At 39.7% G+C, this 16,388-nt stretch carries 18 protein-coding genes and 1 pseudogene; 12 read left to right on the top strand and 7 right to left on the bottom strand.

What is annotated here, in order from left to right:
* Positions 1 to 40 precede the first annotated feature (40 nt).
* The 3 genes from FTU38_RS08180 to FTU38_RS08190 are packed head-to-tail and all read left to right on the top strand — an operon-like array spanning position 41 to position 1,996.
* Positions 41 to 1,045, top strand: a complete 1,005-nt coding sequence (locus tag FTU38_RS08180) for an adenosine kinase (protein WP_180110955.1) — start codon at positions 41 to 43, stop codon at positions 1,043 to 1,045.
* The gene (locus FTU38_RS08185; protein WP_180004656.1) at positions 1,045 to 1,371 is read left to right on the top strand and encodes a Rieske (2Fe-2S) protein; all 327 of its coding nucleotides are present in this window, start codon (positions 1,045 to 1,047) and stop codon (positions 1,369 to 1,371) included. Before FTU38_RS08180 ends, FTU38_RS08185 begins: the two co-directional genes overlap by 1 nt.
* Positions 1,372 to 1,387: 16 nt before the next feature.
* Entirely contained in the window at positions 1,388 to 1,996 is a 609-nt protein-coding gene (locus FTU38_RS08190) for an OB-fold-containig protein (RefSeq protein WP_168378601.1), read from the top strand.
* A gap of 96 nt (positions 1,997 to 2,092) precedes the next feature.
* Here the strand turns inward: FTU38_RS08190 and FTU38_RS08195 are convergent, their stop codons facing one another.
* A complete protein-coding gene (locus tag FTU38_RS08195) occupies positions 2,093 to 2,719 on the bottom strand; it encodes a YidB family protein (RefSeq protein ID WP_180110956.1) in 627 nt (208 codons plus the stop codon).
* 112 nt (positions 2,720 to 2,831) lie between these two features.
* Positions 2,832 to 3,302 carry a DUF6231 family protein gene (locus FTU38_RS08200; protein ID WP_078188659.1) on the bottom strand — a complete coding sequence of 157 codons (471 nt, stop codon included), beginning with the start codon at positions 3,300 to 3,302 and terminating at the stop codon, positions 2,832 to 2,834.
* Positions 3,303 to 3,336: 34 nt separating this feature from the next.
* Here FTU38_RS08200 and FTU38_RS08205 point away from each other — a divergent pair, with 34 nt between their 5' ends.
* The gene (locus FTU38_RS08205) at positions 3,337 to 4,206 is read left to right on the top strand and encodes a DUF2797 domain-containing protein (protein WP_078189198.1); all 870 of its coding nucleotides are present in this window, start codon (positions 3,337 to 3,339) and stop codon (positions 4,204 to 4,206) included.
* A gap of 77 nt (positions 4,207 to 4,283) precedes the next feature.
* Here FTU38_RS08205 and FTU38_RS08210 read toward each other — a convergent pair.
* The 5 genes and pseudogenes from FTU38_RS08210 to FTU38_RS08230 all read right to left on the bottom strand — a co-directional run bounded on the left by FTU38_RS08210 (position 4,284) and on the right by FTU38_RS08230 (position 9,893).
* Positions 4,284 to 5,200, bottom strand: a pseudogene (locus FTU38_RS08210) (alpha/beta fold hydrolase).
* A 250-nt stretch (positions 5,201 to 5,450) separates the two neighbouring features.
* Positions 5,451 to 6,800, bottom strand: coding sequence for an Ig-like domain-containing protein (locus tag FTU38_RS08215; RefSeq protein ID WP_180004654.1), 1,350 nt, complete (start codon positions 6,798 to 6,800; stop codon positions 5,451 to 5,453).
* Positions 6,801 to 6,985: 185 nt separating this feature from the next.
* Positions 6,986 to 8,851, bottom strand: coding sequence for a SurA N-terminal domain-containing protein (locus tag FTU38_RS08220; protein WP_180004653.1), 1,866 nt, complete (start codon positions 8,849 to 8,851; stop codon positions 6,986 to 6,988).
* A 132-nt stretch (positions 8,852 to 8,983) separates the two neighbouring features.
* Positions 8,984 to 9,256 (bottom strand): HU family DNA-binding protein, encoded by a 273-nt coding sequence (locus FTU38_RS08225; protein ID WP_078188662.1) that lies wholly within the window; start codon positions 9,254 to 9,256, stop codon positions 8,984 to 8,986.
* A gap of 166 nt (positions 9,257 to 9,422) precedes the next feature.
* Positions 9,423 to 9,893, bottom strand: coding sequence for a phasin family protein (locus FTU38_RS08230; protein ID WP_180110957.1), 471 nt, complete (start codon positions 9,891 to 9,893; stop codon positions 9,423 to 9,425).
* Positions 9,894 to 10,100: 207 nt separating this feature from the next.
* On the opposite strand from FTU38_RS08230, the gene FTU38_RS08235 reads away from it, so the two are divergent.
* The 8 genes from FTU38_RS08235 to fdx all read left to right on the top strand — a co-directional run bounded on the left by FTU38_RS08235 (position 10,101) and on the right by fdx (position 16,276).
* Positions 10,101 to 10,748: a hypothetical protein gene (locus FTU38_RS08235; protein ID WP_168378693.1), complete on the top strand. Its 648-nt coding sequence runs from the start codon at positions 10,101 to 10,103 to the stop codon at positions 10,746 to 10,748.
* Between the two features lie 112 nt (positions 10,749 to 10,860).
* Entirely contained in the window at positions 10,861 to 11,334 is a 474-nt protein-coding gene (locus tag FTU38_RS08240) for an Rrf2 family transcriptional regulator (protein ID WP_078188665.1), read from the top strand.
* A gap of 1 nt (position 11,335) precedes the next feature.
* The gene (locus tag FTU38_RS08245; protein WP_078193480.1) at positions 11,336 to 12,553 is read left to right on the top strand and encodes an IscS subfamily cysteine desulfurase; all 1,218 of its coding nucleotides are present in this window, start codon (positions 11,336 to 11,338) and stop codon (positions 12,551 to 12,553) included.
* 104 nt (positions 12,554 to 12,657) lie between these two features.
* Positions 12,658 to 13,044, top strand: coding sequence for a Fe-S cluster assembly scaffold IscU (iscU, locus tag FTU38_RS08250; RefSeq protein ID WP_078188667.1), 387 nt, complete (start codon positions 12,658 to 12,660; stop codon positions 13,042 to 13,044).
* 37 nt (positions 13,045 to 13,081) lie between these two features.
* Positions 13,082 to 13,402, top strand: coding sequence for an iron-sulfur cluster assembly protein IscA (iscA, locus tag FTU38_RS08255; protein ID WP_180023773.1), 321 nt, complete (start codon positions 13,082 to 13,084; stop codon positions 13,400 to 13,402).
* A 104-nt stretch (positions 13,403 to 13,506) separates the two neighbouring features.
* Positions 13,507 to 14,022, top strand: a complete 516-nt coding sequence (gene hscB, locus FTU38_RS08260) for a Fe-S protein assembly co-chaperone HscB (RefSeq protein ID WP_078188669.1) — start codon at positions 13,507 to 13,509, stop codon at positions 14,020 to 14,022.
* Between the two features lie 39 nt (positions 14,023 to 14,061).
* Positions 14,062 to 15,921: a Fe-S protein assembly chaperone HscA gene (hscA, locus tag FTU38_RS08265; RefSeq protein ID WP_180110958.1), complete on the top strand. Its 1,860-nt coding sequence runs from the start codon at positions 14,062 to 14,064 to the stop codon at positions 15,919 to 15,921.
* A 16-nt stretch (positions 15,922 to 15,937) separates the two neighbouring features.
* The gene (fdx, locus tag FTU38_RS08270; protein ID WP_078188671.1) at positions 15,938 to 16,276 is read left to right on the top strand and encodes an ISC system 2Fe-2S type ferredoxin; all 339 of its coding nucleotides are present in this window, start codon (positions 15,938 to 15,940) and stop codon (positions 16,274 to 16,276) included.
* Positions 16,277 to 16,388 lie beyond the last annotated feature (112 nt).

The raw sequence follows: 16,388 nt of genomic DNA on the forward strand, positions 1-16,388 counted from the left end.
TAAACTTAGCACTTTCATTTTTTTGATGTGAACATACAACATGGCAACTGTTGACCTTTTTGCAATTGGTAATGCACTTATTGACCAAGAATTTAAAGTCTCTGACGAATTCCTAATTCAACACAATCTGCAAAAAGGTACGATGCAACTGACAGATGGCGATACTCAAGCAGCCCTTTATAACAATCTAAAAGCCACTCAAGAATATAAAGGTCAAGCTTCTGGTGGTTCTGCAGCAAATACAACGGTTGCTTTTAGTGCTTTAGGCGGAACTGCATTTTATGGTTGTCGTGTCGGCAATGATGACTTAGGTCAAATTTACCTAAATGGTTTAAACGACGCTGGCATCCAAACTGCAACTCAATCAATCAGTGAAGGTGTAACTGGCACATGTATGGTATTGGTCAGCCCTGATTCTGAACGTACGATGCATACTTACCTCGGTATTACTGCGGAATTGACTGATAGCCAAATTGATTTTGGCAGCTTAAATACTGCGAAATGGTTATATATCGAAGGTTATCTTTCAACATCAGACAGCGCACGCCTTGCGGTAAAACAAGCACGCCAAATCGCCAAAGCCAATGGTGTACAAATTGCATTGACCTTATCTGATCCAGCAATGGTGCAATATGCACGTCAAGGTCTAGATGAATTACTCGATGATGGCGTGGACTTATTGTTCTGTAATGAACAAGAAGCGCTGATGTACACAGAAACAGATCATTTAGATGCTGCGCTTGCTAAATTGCAATCACTAAGCAAACACATTGTCATTACATTAAGTACCAAAGGTGCCTTAATCCATAATGAAGCCGCAACATTTACCGTGCCAGGTCGTAAAGTTACCGCAGTAGATACCAATGGTGCTGGTGATGCTTTTGCTGGTGCTTTCCTATATGCACTCAATGCAGGTCATGACTATCAAACGGCTGCTGAACTTGCCATCTTGATCTCAAGTGAGGTTGTGGCTCAGTTTGGTCCACGCCTAGCAGTTGAAGACTATGCTCAGCTTTTACAATCATTTCAGAAGGAATGTGCTTAATGTTTAAAATTTGCATGACGGATGATGTGCCTGAACGTGAAGCACGATCATTCGAAACGCCTGAAGGTGAAACGATTTTTATCACCCAACGTGATGGCATGTTTTACGCTTATCAAAATAACTGCCCACACTTGCACGTGGAACTTGAGTTTCTTGAAAATCAGTTTCTAGATCGTGACCAAGAGTTTATTGAGTGCTCAACACACGGCGCACTGTTTATGGTCGACTCTGGGGAATGTATTTCTGGCCCATGCCAAGGTCAAGCCCTTGAAAAAGTGAACATTAACGTGCATTCTGACGGTGGAATCTACCTCACAGAAGAATAAACACTGGAATACAACCATGTCCGCATTTTTAACAGACTATAACTTAATACCCTTTCATTTAAGTTTATTGGCCGTACTGTTATTGGGCATGGTTGAAACCATTGGCTATTACATCAATATTAGTCCTAGCCAAGTTTTGAAAAGAATTGCCCCACAGCGCATACAAGAATTGGCATTATTGAATGTCAAATTTTCCAAGACTCTGATTTTGTTCTTTCTACTGATGAATTTTAGCTTTGCAGGCTATGTACTTCAGTTCTGTATACATGCCAAAGAAGGTCAATTCGTTCCCGCTTATTATCTTATTTTACCTGCGTTGATTATTGCCATATTCTTTACGGTATTTATGATTCATTGTTTGGATCAGGTTGTCCCGCCCAAATATAAAAAACAAACCGTTAACCTACTGGGTCGTCTAGCCACCATTTCAAGTGGAAATGCCCGTCCCGGCTTTTCAGCTCAAGCGCGTGTGCGTGATGAGTTTGGTCAACTACATTATGTGCAAGTTGAGCCAGAATTTGGTGAGTTAGAGTTTCAGTCGAAAATCATTTTGATTCGTCAAAAAAAATCACACTATATTGGCAAAAAAATCAGTGTGTCGAACCGTCTATTTAATCCATCCTAGTGACAATCTAAGCGTCACATTGTTATCATTTTCAAATCATAAAAAAGCCAGTGTTCACTGGCTTGTATTCAATCAAATACCTAAAGCGATATTTTATTAACGCTTAAGAAAACCTGAGACCAAATTCATCACGTGTTGAATATCAGCATTAGCTTCTTGCTGATTGGTTTGTCCAGCTTGTGGCGTCAATGAGTCAATAATTTGCGGCAATACCGTTGAAATTGCACTGTACACATCTTGTTTCTGAGTTTGAGTTTCTTGTGCAACTTGCTCCACTTCGGCATCATCAAATAAATTTTGTACTTGTTGATTAGTCACAGCAGCATTATCACCAGGGCCTGTAGATACCCAATCATCAACCTGACTGCTCAAGCCCTGTCCACGTAATTTATCCAAAGCACCTTGTAGGCCACCTTGTTTTTGAATCCAAGCCAGCACCAGAGGTAACACTGCTACTAAAATGGTTGATGCATTACCACCGCTACTACGTTGCTGCGGCTGCGCTGCACCACCCAGTTGGCCCAACACAGAGCCTAGAATTCCACCCAAACCACCCGCTTGGTTTTGAGCATTGGTTTGGGTATTTTGAGTGCCTGCATTTGCGCCCAATTGACCCAGCACCGAACCTAAAATACCACCCAAACCACCTTGTTGATTTTGATTGTTTGCACCACCAAGGGCCTGCTTTGCTAAAATCTCAACAATATTATTTAAATTTGTCATTTTATTTTCCCCAGTGAAACCTAGATAAACTTAATTACAGCATACGTGGGAAAACACAGATTTATCATAAATGTTTGTTAATTTTTGCAATTTCTCGCAGGCTAAGTATTTGTTACCAACGGAATTTATCCCAGTTTTCAGGATTCGCCCAAAATTTAGAGTTAAACCAATCTGGAATATGTTTATAAGTCAAAATATTAAACTGCCATAAAGCAAAATCACTTTCATGCGTGGTTTTATCAATGAGCTGAGTAAAGCCTAAAGCACGTAATAATTGTTCATCGTGTAACTTACTCACCACCACGATGCGTTTGGCAAATAGGTCACGCAATTTTACCAACATCTGAGTTTTCTGCTGCTGATCCAAACTCAACATCGTTTCAGTATCAAGAATCACAAATCCAAGGTCAAAACGCTGGGTAAAAGGCAGATTTAAAAACTCAGTTACGTTAAAATGTTGCCATTGAATTGGATGAAATTGATTGTATTGCTCAAGATCCTGACCAATACAGATTGCGGTTGAAATTGGCTGCTCTTTTGACAAATCGTCTAGCATAGAAGTGATGACATTTTGTTCAGCCATTGACCGCATCCTTAATAATGAAGTGAGTATTCGTATGGAACTACAAGGCATTTGCCATAAAATGCATGCAGGTCTTAAAGACCTTAGTGTAACTGATCAACATACACACAAGGCAAATGTTGAGTATAAATTTATTCTAGATCGCTCAGAAGTTGATCTACCGTTTAGCCTTGGCCAAGAAATTGAAATTGAAGCCACTGGAAATATCTACTGCATTTCTTGCGGCGCAAAAACGCCTAAATCATATTCACAAGGTCATTGCTTCAAATGCATGAAGACTAAGGCATCTTGTGATATGTGCATTATGAAGCCTGAAACCTGTCATTATCATCTCGGGACTTGCCGTGAAGATGATTTTGCCCATGAAGTTTGCTTTCAACCGCATATTGTCTATTTAGCCAATTCGAGTGCCTTAAAAGTGGGGATTACCCGCTTGGGTCAAATGCCTACACGTTGGCTAGACCAAGGTGCGACGCAAGCTTTGCCTATTATGAAAGTTGGTTCACGTCGTTTATCTGGTCAGCTTGAAGTCATGTTTGGTACGCAAGTGGCCGATAAAACCGATTGGCGTAAATTGCTCAAAGGTGAAGCAGAACCGATCAACCTGATCGAAATTCGCGACCAATTGGTAGAAGAATTCGCACCAAAAATTCAGACCATTCGTGAAGAATTTAGCCAAAATTTAGAGTTTAATGAAACCGTTGAACTGCTAGAAGATGAGTTGCCACGCCAATTTATCTACCCGGTAGATGAATATCCTGAAAAAATCAAATCGCATAATTTGGACAAAACACCGATTATTCGAGGAAAATTACAAGGGATTAAAGGTCAGTATCTGATTTTGGATACCGGTGTGATTAATATTCGAAAATACACTGGCTATGAAATTAAAGTACGTACTTAAATCGACTCAAAGTATCTAATTAAGTTTAAAAAAGCGAGATATTTCTCGCTTTTTTACACCTACTCTACCAATCTGATTCATTGAACAGTTGAAAGAAACTTTAAATATGGCAACGCCATTAACTGCTCCGCTTCTAAGATTGGCATATGACCAACATGGTCTAAAATCAGAGGCTTTTCGGCTTTTTTAAATAAGCGTCTCAGTTCTTCTGCTACTTCAACATTGATAATCTAATCTTGCTTCCCCCAGATAATAAACACAGGTGCATCAATGCCTCGTGCAGCCAAAGCAAAGGACTCTGGCGTATACAAGGTGGCCATTTTTTGCAGTTGCTCCACCATTTTATTGGTTTGTTTAGACTGAACGATCATCAACTTTTCTTGCCCAATTTTTAATTCTTGTGGAATAAAAGGCGGAGATTGCATCACGATCTTCATCACGCGATCAAAATCACCAGTTTTTCTGACCACTAGCTCTGCAAGCTTTGCCGTATCTTTTAGATACGCTGTATTGCTCGACTTAAAGACACCAGCCGAATCCACCAACAATAAAGATTTCACTTCTAAGAGATACTGAGCGCTATAGAGCATGGCAATTGCACCACCCATCGAATGCCCTGCGATATGTAAATTTGGATCTAACTTTGCAGCATCAATAAATCGTCGTAATTTTTCAGTTAAATTTGGAATTGATAGATCAAATTGATCTGTGACAATAGTGCTCCATGTGCTGGCAGATCTGGAATAATGACATGATAATTGGGCGTTAAATAACGGGCAACGCGGTTCCAATTATCACGCGTGCCTGACAAACCATGTAGCAATAACAGCGTCGGTTTTCGTGGATCTCCTCCTTCACTATATGTCCACTCGATTTCATTATTTTTGACTTTTTTACTACTCAAGCCCGCCCAAGCTCTTTCCTGCTCTAAAACTTTTTGAAAGTTTAGTTCTGCAGCTTGAATACTACTGGCAACGCAAATCGTTAGTAGCATCTGTATCATGTGTTTAAAATAATGATCCATCCATCGCAATAACGGGTTCTTTAAACGTTTACATTGAGGCATATACAGAGATATCATCCGCTTAATCCTTTGTTGTGATGAGTTATTTTTTTCATATTATTTTTTGAGAACACCAATCTACGATGCTAGAGTCAATATTTCATATGCCAAATCTTTTAAATAAAAATTATATCTGTCAATTTAAACCAAAAAAAACCAGCTCGGAAGCTGGTTCATATTTCTAAGCAAGCCAATCAGACGGTGTCAGTGGAGCTTCAATGAGTAAGCTTGGATATTCAAGCGCAGGAAGTATAGCGGGCGGATTTGAAACGTCGCTGCCCAATGCGATCAAATCCTGTTCATCGGTGTGCAATACAATTGGGACTTCATTCGCATCCTGTAAAAGCGTATCTAGATTGATCACAGATTGAATCGGCTCAATTTGACTGTCATTTTGGTTTTCAGTTTGTTCATCACTCAGTTCATCACTTACCAGTAAAATCTCTGTAAGTTCAGCTGATGATTCAGGTTGTGCAAGTATCAGTTTAGCTATTGAGATTTCAGGCGATTGAACACCACGACTGTCTTCCGCCACGATTGTTGCAAAACCGCCATTTTGAATCGGGTTATCCATCGACCAGAAACCACTTTCATTGGCATACGTCACGTACTCTTGACCATTGGCTGTCACAATGATTTTAGCCTGTTGAAATACATTACCTTCGAGTTTTTCACTATTTAGCGTCACTTCTGGCGCTGGCAGTACATAGCTTGGATTTTCAGGCGGGGTCTGAATAAATGGAAATGCCAAGCCAATCGCAGGAGATTGCTGACCAAATTGATCTTCCACAACAATCATCAACATGCCACCATTTGCCACTGGATTTTCTATTGACCAATCACCATTTTCATCGACCTGAATACGATAGACCGCTTGATCCGACTCAATCACAACTGTCGTATTTGGTGCGGCAGTACCTGATATCACCGCGCCAGACTCTAAAATCGTAACAGCTTGCGGTAAAATGATTTGCGCTGTATGCAACGCCTCAGAACGATTACCGTCCTGATCAATTGCCACAACACTTATTGCACCTGTGGTCGTTAAAGGATTGAGCATCGACCAATCGCCATTTTCATCAGCAACTGTTATAAACTCTTGCTCACCATAGGTCACAACTACCGTATTTCCTGCTTCAGCTTTACCTATCAAGTATTCACCTTTTTCAAGAATTTCTGGCATCTTCGGTAGTACAATTGGCTCTGCAATTGGAGCAATCATTATTGCCTCTGAGCGTAAGCCATGATGATTTGCCGCATAAATTGTGACAACTCCGCCCTCTTTAAGTGGATTTTCAATCTGCCAATGTCCTTGTTTATCCACTTTGACCCGTGTAAAAGTTTCACCGACCGAAATGATCACCCATGTTTTTGGCTCTGCCGTGCCAGTTAAAAGGTCATTTAGTCCTGTCACTTCTGGTGTTGAGGGAATATGCTGATGCTGTGATTTCCCCTGAATCAGCAACTGCTTTATTTCAACTTGTCCCAAAATATTTTTTAAAATACTGTTTAAATCTCTCATCTTTTGCATAGCACCCTCAAATCACATCATTATATTTTTTAGGAAACTGCCTTCCCAAACTCAATTTAAGAGAATTATTTAAATAGTCAATTTTATTTAATCTTTGTTTTTAAAAGTTTTTCTTAAAGTGTGATGCATTAAACTTAAACATAAAAAAACCAGCTCGAAAGCTGGTTTTTTTAAAGCTGCCTAAATTATTTAATTTTGGCATGATCTTTTAGATAACGTGTGTAGTCATCAAATTCTTGTTGACCACGAAGCTGTTGATAAAGTTTTGTTAACTCATCTAACTGCTCACCCGTTAATGCCGCATCAGATTGTTTGTTCACTGCAGTCACAGCAACCACAACCAATTCATTTGGTAGATTAGTCGTAGTAACAGACCAATGACCTGCTTTCGGCGCTTTTACACTAAATGCAGCACGTTGAATTTCGCGTTTTAACAAACCATCCGCACGAGTGAATGTACCCGCATTTTCAAAGTTTAAACTGCCTTTCGCAACTGAAGCAGCAGGTTTTGCAGCAAACTCTTTTAATGTCGCTTGAATTTGGGCTTTTGCAGCATCAGACGCTTTCTTTTCAATCAGCTGAGTTTTCACATGCGCTTTCGCTTCAGCTAAAGTTTGAACACCCGCAGCATGATAGTTACGCACTTTCACCCAAACCACATCACCGTTTTTCAACTGAATGCTCGATGAAACATTACGTTCACCATTTTTAACATCATCGTTAAACAATTTAACTTTGACGTTTGCATCACTTAAAACTGGATGTTGCGATGCTAATGTTAAGCCATTCAATGATTGTACTTTTACGCCTTTCACTTCTTGACCCACGACATCAAGGGCATCACTGCTCACGACCATGTCATTGAGGCTGTTTACAGTGTCAGAAAAAACATTGGCTTTTTTCGAAGCAGCGACTTCTGCTTGTAGACGTGCTTTTTCTTGTTCAAATGAAGCCACTTTTACAGCTGGTGCCACTTTTTCGATCAAGTGATAACCACTGTCTGTTTTTACTGGAGCAGTCACTTGACCAGCTTGAGCACCTTCAACTGCAGCATCAAACGCATCACCAAACACACCTTTTTCATAAGCAACCAGTTCACCACCTTTTGCTTTAGATTCCGGATCTTCAGAGAATTGCGCTGCAGCTTGGTCAAAGCTTAAACCCGCTTTAATTTTAGCTTGAACACTTTCAGCCAGTTTTTTAGCTTCGGCATCTGAACGATTGTCCGCAGTGATCATGATGTGCTTAACGAGTGGTTTAACTGACTTCTGTGCATTCTCAACAAAGCTGTTATACGCTTCTTTCAATTCAGCATCAGTTGCAGCTTCTACTGGTGCAGTAATATTGGCAGGTGTTAATACGACAAAATCTGCATCAACACTGGTTGCTTGCTTAAATTTGTTTTTATGCTGCTCATAATAAGCCGCAATTTCAGCATCAGATACTTTTACATTTTTCTTGTAATTTTCAAGATTAATGCTCGCCAACTGAATACTACGTTGTTCCGTTTGTAAGTTCGCAATTTGCAAGATATCAAGCTTACTCACCAATGCATATTCCATAAATGTTGTAGACAACATTTTTAAAGCATGGTCTTTACGTAAATTATCAATGAATGTGCGGTTTGTCATACCAATCGATTCGAGGTATCTCCCAAACGCTTCATCTGAAAATTGACCATTGACTTGGAAGCTTGGCTGCTGATGAATCATTTGCACAATTTGTGCATCACTCAAGCTAATGCCTAATTTATCAGCTTGTTGCAATAACAATTGGCGTGAAACCAAAGTATCCATCGCTTTATTGCTAATGAAATTTTGATTCAATAATGTTTCATCACCCTGAGCATATGCCAGATATTGTTCTTTTAATGAGTTCGTCAGTGCTTCGAGTTCTTTTTGAGAAATTTCAGTACCGTTTACAGTCTTTGCTGCATCTTTAGATCCACCACTAAAATATCCTTCAATACCTACAAGTGCTAAAGGGGTCAAAAACAAAACGAGCAAGACCTTGCCCAGCCAACCCTTAATGACTTTACGAAACGATTCCATAAGTATTCCAATATTTTATTTGCGGTGAATTTTAACCGAAAACCCGAGATGAATGAATGCGATATATCAATTAATCACATTTACCAATAAAAAACGCGCCAAATAATGGCGCGTCTCATGTGCTTAATAAGATTAAGCTACAGAATCTTTCAAGCCTTTACCAGCTTTGAAGCTAGGAACTTTGCTTGCTTTGATTTCTAAAGTCGCACCAGTTTGTGGGTTACGACCAGTACGTGCAGCGCGTTCTTTAACGCTGAAAGTACCGAAACCAACTAAAGTAACTGTATCACCAGCTTTTAATGCATTGGTAACTGCAGCAATTGTAGCATCTAAAGCTTTACCGGCATCGGCCTTAGATAATCCCCCATTTTCGGCAATTGCATCAATTAATTCTGATTTATTCATGAAAATTACGTCCTCTTAATATCGTTTATTTAAGGTTCAAGAATTTGTATAAAACGCCATAACGCCTTTATAGCAATGCTTTAGGGTTAAACGCAATACTCATCAACCTCTTTTTATAGAATTTTTTGACGAAAAAAACCTTGAAAATTCGATAATAGTAAAAAAGTTAGTGTTTTTTTAGTATTTCGGCCCTCAGTTGGACATTTTCTTCGGCCAATTGGTCAACTTTAGTATGTAATTGAAGTATAAGCCTTTCTAAGTGCTGTAAATCCTTTACAGTCACCAATCCTAAACGGTTTAAAGAATGATTAACACCATTATCTAAAATTTTTTCTACTTTATCTTTCGTATCAGTTACAGATTCTTTGGCTTTTTCTGAAACCTTTTCTACAGTTTGATCTGCAATATCAATCGTTTTGGACTCAAGCTCCTCTCCAACTTTGACTAAAGAGTCAAAAAGCTTATTTCCTTCGCCTTCTGCACGTGAAAAAGCACCTAATCCAGCCAACCAAATCTGTTTGGTATATTTGCGAAAATCCATTTTAGAGCGGCGATCAGAATGACTACGTACCCAAGGTTTAACCTGCTTTCCTGATGTTTCTTGCACATCGTCAATTATGCTTTCTGTATTTTCCATAATCCGCACTTCTCCTGATTATTTTATGTGCACAGCAACATGTGATTCTTCATTTTAATAGCATAATAGCAAACATATGACTTGATAGATTGATTAAACTGTTCTACAAAGCTGGTGAATTACCAACTTTTTGGTATATTCTAAGTTCCTCTAGAGCAGGATGCTCAATTTCCAGTGCTTTCAGATTTTAACAAGGACATTTTTTTTATGAGTGATACGCAACAAACACAAGCTCAACCACATTTGTTGCTTACTATGACCCTGATTGTTTTAGAAACGATTTTTACTTTCATTTTAAAACATGACCGCGTTGTAGCATTACAAGCTAAAAAATTTGTTGATCAAAAAGTCGCACTTAAGATAAATAGCTATATCCCTTATTTTGATTTTTATGTTCAGTTTACTGAACACGGTATTCTTTTCGACACAAAATCCCCAGATAAAGCGATCGACCTTGATGTCCGTACGACACTAATGGATTTGGTGAAAATCTTTGTCTTTGGTAATCGTAAAAGCATCAAAACCATGCGGATCGATGGTGATGTAGTTCTAAAAGATGAATTTCGTGATTTGGTTTCATTATTTAGTGTGCCGAAAATTTTATCCGATTGGAAACACTGGCTGTCTGAACCTGTCGAAGAAAACGATATCGTTTCGTCTAAAAAACGTATTGCCCCACTTTTAGAAAAAATCGAACAGCAACGCTCAAAAATCAACACGCTGCAAGTTGAAGTTAAACAATACAAAAACCGTATTAAGCGTATCGAACGTCGTCAAAAACGGATTAATATCGCTTTTAGTCTAATATCTGTTCTTTTAATAACGTTATTAGTGTATAATGTGTGGTTCAAATAAATATATAATTTTTCAGACAAAATAAAACAAATAAACAATCTCAAAAAAACTTGACTATTTTAGTCAGGATTCATAAAATCTGCACATCTAGACTTAACATGTGTATCGAATCATGCGCTTAACAACTCGCGGTCGCTACGCAGTGACTGCTCTACTTGATCTAGCTTTGCAGCCAACTGAACAAACGATCACTCTTGCAGAAATTGCAGCTCGTCAAACCATTTCAGTGGCCTATCTTGAGCAGTTATTTGCAAAATTAAAGCGTCACGGCTTAGTTTCCAGCATCCGTGGAGCAAACGGTGGTTATCACCTTGCTCGTAGTGCTGAAGACATCACTGTTTTGGAAATTATTGAAGCTGTAAATGAAACAGTTGATGCAACCCGTTGTGACCACAAAGGCAACTGCCAAAATGGTGCAATGTGCTTGACTCACGATTTATGGCAGGAACTCTCCCACCACATTGCCGATTATCTTGCAAAAATCACCCTTGCTGACCTTGTAGCACGCGATAACGTTCAAACCGTATCTATTCGTCAAAATTCAGCAAACTTTGATTCAGCCCTTTTATCGGTTACAGGTATTTGACATGAAGCGTCCTATTTATCTTGACTATGCAGCAACTACACCTGTAGACCCTCAAGTCGCAGAACGTATGATGGAATGTCTAACGTTTGACGGTACTTTTGGTAATGCAGCTTCTCGTTCTCATGCTTACGGCTGGCAGGCAGAAGAAAAAGTAGAATATGCACGTGAACAAGTTGCTAATCTAGTAAAAGCTGATCCACGCGAAATCGTTTGGACTTCTGGTGCAACTGAATCTGACAACCTTGCGCTTAAAGGTATTGCTCAGTTCTATGCATCTAAAGGCAAGCACATTATTACAAGTAAAATTGAACATAAAGCAATTCTTGATACTTGCCGCGAGCTTGAAGAAGAAGGCTTCGAAATTACTTATCTTGAGCCAGAAGCAAAAACAGGTTTAATCACACCTGAAATGGTTCAAGCAGCCCTTCGTCCAGATACAATTCTTGTATCTTTGATGATGGTGAACAATGAAATCGGTACAACTACAGATGTAGCTGCAATCGGTGAATTGACTCGTGCAAACAAAACATATTTCCATGTAGATGCTGCGCAAGCTGCTGGTAAAGTAGAAATTGATCTTTCAACAATGAAAGTTGATTTGATGAGTTTCTCTGGCCACAAAATCTATGGTCCTAAAGGTATTGGTGCTCTTTATGTACGTCGTCAACCACGTGTACGTATTAAAGCGCAAATGCACGGTGGCGGTCATGAACGTGGTATGCGTTCAGGTACGCTAGCGACTCACCAAATCGTGGGTATGGGCGAAGCGTTCGAACTTGCTGGCAAAAACCTGCATGCTGAACAAACTCGTATTCGTGTACTTCGTGACAAACTTTGGAATGGCTTGCAAGATCTTGAACAAGTCTTCCTCAACGGTCACCCAGAATACAACGTTGCAAACTATCTAAACGTCAGCTTTAACTTTGTTGAAGGTGAATCGTTAATGATGGCACTTAAAGATTGCGCAGTATCTTCTGGTTCTGCATGTACATCAGCAACTTTAGAACCATCTTATGTACTTCGTGCATTGGGTCTTTCAGACGAATTGGCTCACAGCTCGATTCGTTTCAGCTTTGGTAAATACACCACTGAAGCCGATATTGACCACGTACTTGAAATTACCAAAGCAGCAGTTGAAAAACTACGTGATCTTTCACCGCTTTGGGACATGTACAAAGAAGGTATCGACCTTAATTCTGTAGAATGGGCTGAACACTAATTCATCCCGGTGAGATAGCTTTTATTTTAAGGCTATCTCATTGATTAACGTAATTTCACCCCCATATTAATCTTAAGGCTGACCCCGAGGTTTGGAGAAGCATCATGGCTTATAGCGAAAAAGTAATTGATCATTACGAAAACCCTCGTAATGTTGGTGTTTTAGACAAAAATGCAGAAAACGTTGGTACAGGTATGGTCGGTGCACCAGCTTGTGGCGATGTTATGCGTCTACAGATCCAAGTTGATGACAACGGCGTAATTGAAGAAGCTCGCTTCAAAACTTACGGTTGTGGTTCAGCAATTGCATCTAGCTCATTAGTAACAGAGTGGCTAAAAGGCAAAACTCTTGATGAAGCTCAAGCAATTAAGAACATTGATATTGCAACTGAACTTGCACTTCCACCAGTAAAAGTACACTGCTCTGTACTTGCTGAAGATGCAATTAAAGCTGCTGTAGAAGACTACCGTAGCAAGAAAGTAAAAGCTTAATTGTTTACGTGTTTTAAAAAAGATTAACGGAGTTTTCATGATTCATTTAACTGAAAATGCTGCAACTCATATCAGCAATTACATCAAGAATCGCGGTAAGGGTGAAGGCATTCGCGTTGGCGTGAAAACTTCTGGCTGTTCTGGTTTAGCTTATGTACTTGAGTTTGTCGATGAAATTGACACGCATGACCAAGTATTCGATCAGTTTGGCGTAAAAGTATTCGTTGACCCAAAAAGCTTAGTTTATCTTGAAGGTATGGAGATGGACTATGTGAAAAATGGTTTAAACGAAGGCTTTGAATTTAATAACCCAAATAAAAAAGGCGAATGTGGCTGCGGCGAATCGTTTACGGTTTAAGCCATTTCCACGCTCCTTTTTCGCATTAAAACAGTGTAAAATTCACTGTTTTAATTGCATTTAAAGCAACACTTTTTGCACCTCTATTGCGGACACCATCTCCCATGAATCATTTTGAGTTGTTTAACTTACCTGTAGCACTCGATATTGATTTAGCAGTTTTAAAATCTGAATTTTTAAAGTTGCAGCAACAATATCATCCAGATAAAGCCGAAGACAAAGATCTAGCCCTGATTAAATCTAGTGAGATTAATCAAGCATTTAAAGCTTTATCCAATGTTGATAGCCGCGCTGCATATCTTTTAAGTCTCAAAAAACAAGATTATCACCTTGATCAATCAATTAGTGATTTTGAGTTCCTACAAGATGCCTTAGAAATTCGTGAACAGTTAGATGAGGCAGGCTCTGCTGATGACCTCACTTCACTTAAAACTGAAGTTCAGCAATGGATAGACGGTTTGGTTCGTGAATTCAAAATTGATTATGACGACGAAGACTGGGCTGAAGCACGTGATACCGTACGTAAATTACGCTTCTTCCAAAAAGTAATGGCTGACATCGATAAAGCTGAAGATCGCTTCTTAGACGACGATAGCTTTGATTTAGACGATGATTTTTAATTTATTTTTTATATTTGACGTTCAAAGGATGTAACACACATGGCTCTCTTGCAAATTGCAGAACCTGGTCAATCAAGTGCGCCGCATGAACACCGCATCGCAATTGGTATCGATCTTGGGACTACACACTCTTTAGTAGCCACGGTACTTTCTGGTAAAGCGAAAGTGCTTAACGATGAACATGGTCGTGTGTTACTCCCTTCTATTGCACACTATGGCGAATCCACTACGCAATATGGTGACGATGCAAAGGCATTCTTAACGACTGATCCTAAAAACACCATCGTTTCTGTAAAACGCTTTATGGGTCGCTCTAAAGCAGATATCAAATTCCAACACCCGTACAACTTAGTCGGTGAAGCGAATGAAATGCCTGCTTTTGAAACTGCACAAGGTCGTAAAACACCCGTTGAAATTTCTGCTGAAATTTTAAAACAACTCAAAGACCGTGCAGAAAGCAGCTTAAATAATCCAGTAAATGGCGCTGTCATTACTGTGCCTGCCTATTTTGATGAAGCACAGCGTCAAGCAACGCGTGATGCAGCTCAGCTTGCAGGCTTAAATGTACTGCGTTTATTAAATGAACCGACTGCTGCTGCAGTGGCTTATGGCTTAGACCAAGACACCGATCTGGCACACGATCAGAACTATGTGATCTATGATTTAGGTGGCGGTACTTTTGACGTTTCAATTTTACGTTTCTCTCAAGGTGTTTTTGAAGTTCTAGCAACGGGTGGCCATACGGCGCTTGGTGGTGATGACTTAGACCGTCTGATTGTAAAATGGGCAAAAAAACAACTGAATATTGAAACTTTAGATGATGCTGAATATGCACATTTCATCGTTTCTGCTCGTAAAGCAAAAGAAGCTCTAACCGAGGCTGAATCTGTAGAGCTTAAAGTTCTTGATCAATCATTGACTTTAGACCGCCCTACTTTTGAATCCATCATCAAAGTTGCTTTGGATAAAACCATCAGCGTTTGTAAACGTGTCATGCGTGATGCCAAGCTTGAACTCAGCGATATTCAAAATGTGGTATTGGTCGGTGGTTCTACCCGCTCGTATGCTGTACAAAAAGCTGTTCAAGATGTCTTCAATCAAGAACCGCTCTGCACTATTAACCCTGATGAAGTTGTGGCCATTGGCGCCTCGATTACAGCGAACCAACTTATTGGTAACTCTAAAGATGGTTCACTGCTTTTAGACGTCACGCCGCTTTCTTTAGGTTTAGAAACCATGGGCGGTTTGGTTGAGCGTCTTATTTCGCGTAACACAGCCATTCCTGTGGCGCGTCGCCAAGAATTTACAACCTATCAAGATGGTCAAACAGCGATGTTGATTCATGTTGTACAAGGTGAACGTGATCTAGTTGAACATTGCCGTAGTCTAGGTCGTTTCGTGCTTCGTGGTATTCCACCGATGACTGCGGGTCAAGCGCGCATTGAAGTGACTTTCCAAGTTGACGCAGATGGTTTACTCACGGTGTCTGCCAAAGAAACCACTTCTGGTGTGCATGCCCAAATTGACATCAAACCTTCTTATGGTTTATCTGATGCCGACACTGAACGCTTACTGATTGATGGTTATAAGTTTGCTGAAGAAGACAAAAACTTACGTCATCTTCAAGAAACCAAGGTTGAAGCAAAACGTGAACTTGAAGCACTTGATCAAGCACTTAAAGTGGATGCTCAACTCCTCAGCCAAGAGCAACACAGTTCCCTCACTGCTGCACGCAGTGTTTTAGATGCTGCACTTGAAACGACAGATATCAAAGCTATTGAACATGCTGTAGAACAGCTTAAAATACATAGCGATGCATTTGCTGCAGCTCGTATGAATCAGCACATTGATGCCGCACTGAAAGGCACAAAACTCGATGACTGGTCAAACTCAAATTAATTTATAGGTCAAGATTATGCCACGTATTAAAGTACTGCCTCACGCAACAATCTGCCCAAACGGCGCTGAGTTTGAAGTCGAAGCAAATGCTAACCTTTGCGAAAGCATGTTAAAAAACGGCATCAAAATTGAACATGCATGCGACATGTCTAAAGCATGCACCACTTGCCATGTGGTTGTACGTAAAGGTTTTGATGGTCTAGATGAAATGGATGATGTCGAAGCAGATCTTCTCGATCGTGCTTGGGGATTAGAACCAGACTCTCGCCTGTCATGCCAAGTAAAAATTGAAGATGAAGATTTGGAAATCGAAATTCCTAAATACACCATCAACCATGCTTCAGAAAATCATTAATTTATAGATAATTTTCTATAATCAAAAAGCCAGTTCATCGTCACTGGCTTTTTTATGCATAAAACTATTCAACAATTCAAAAAAAAAGAAGACGTTTTGATAAAAGAATGAA

Origin of the sequence: Acinetobacter sp. YH12098 (genome assembly GCF_013419235.1) — a bacterium.
In the GTDB taxonomy this organism is placed as follows: Bacteria; Pseudomonadota; Gammaproteobacteria; order Pseudomonadales; family Moraxellaceae; genus Acinetobacter; species Acinetobacter amyesii.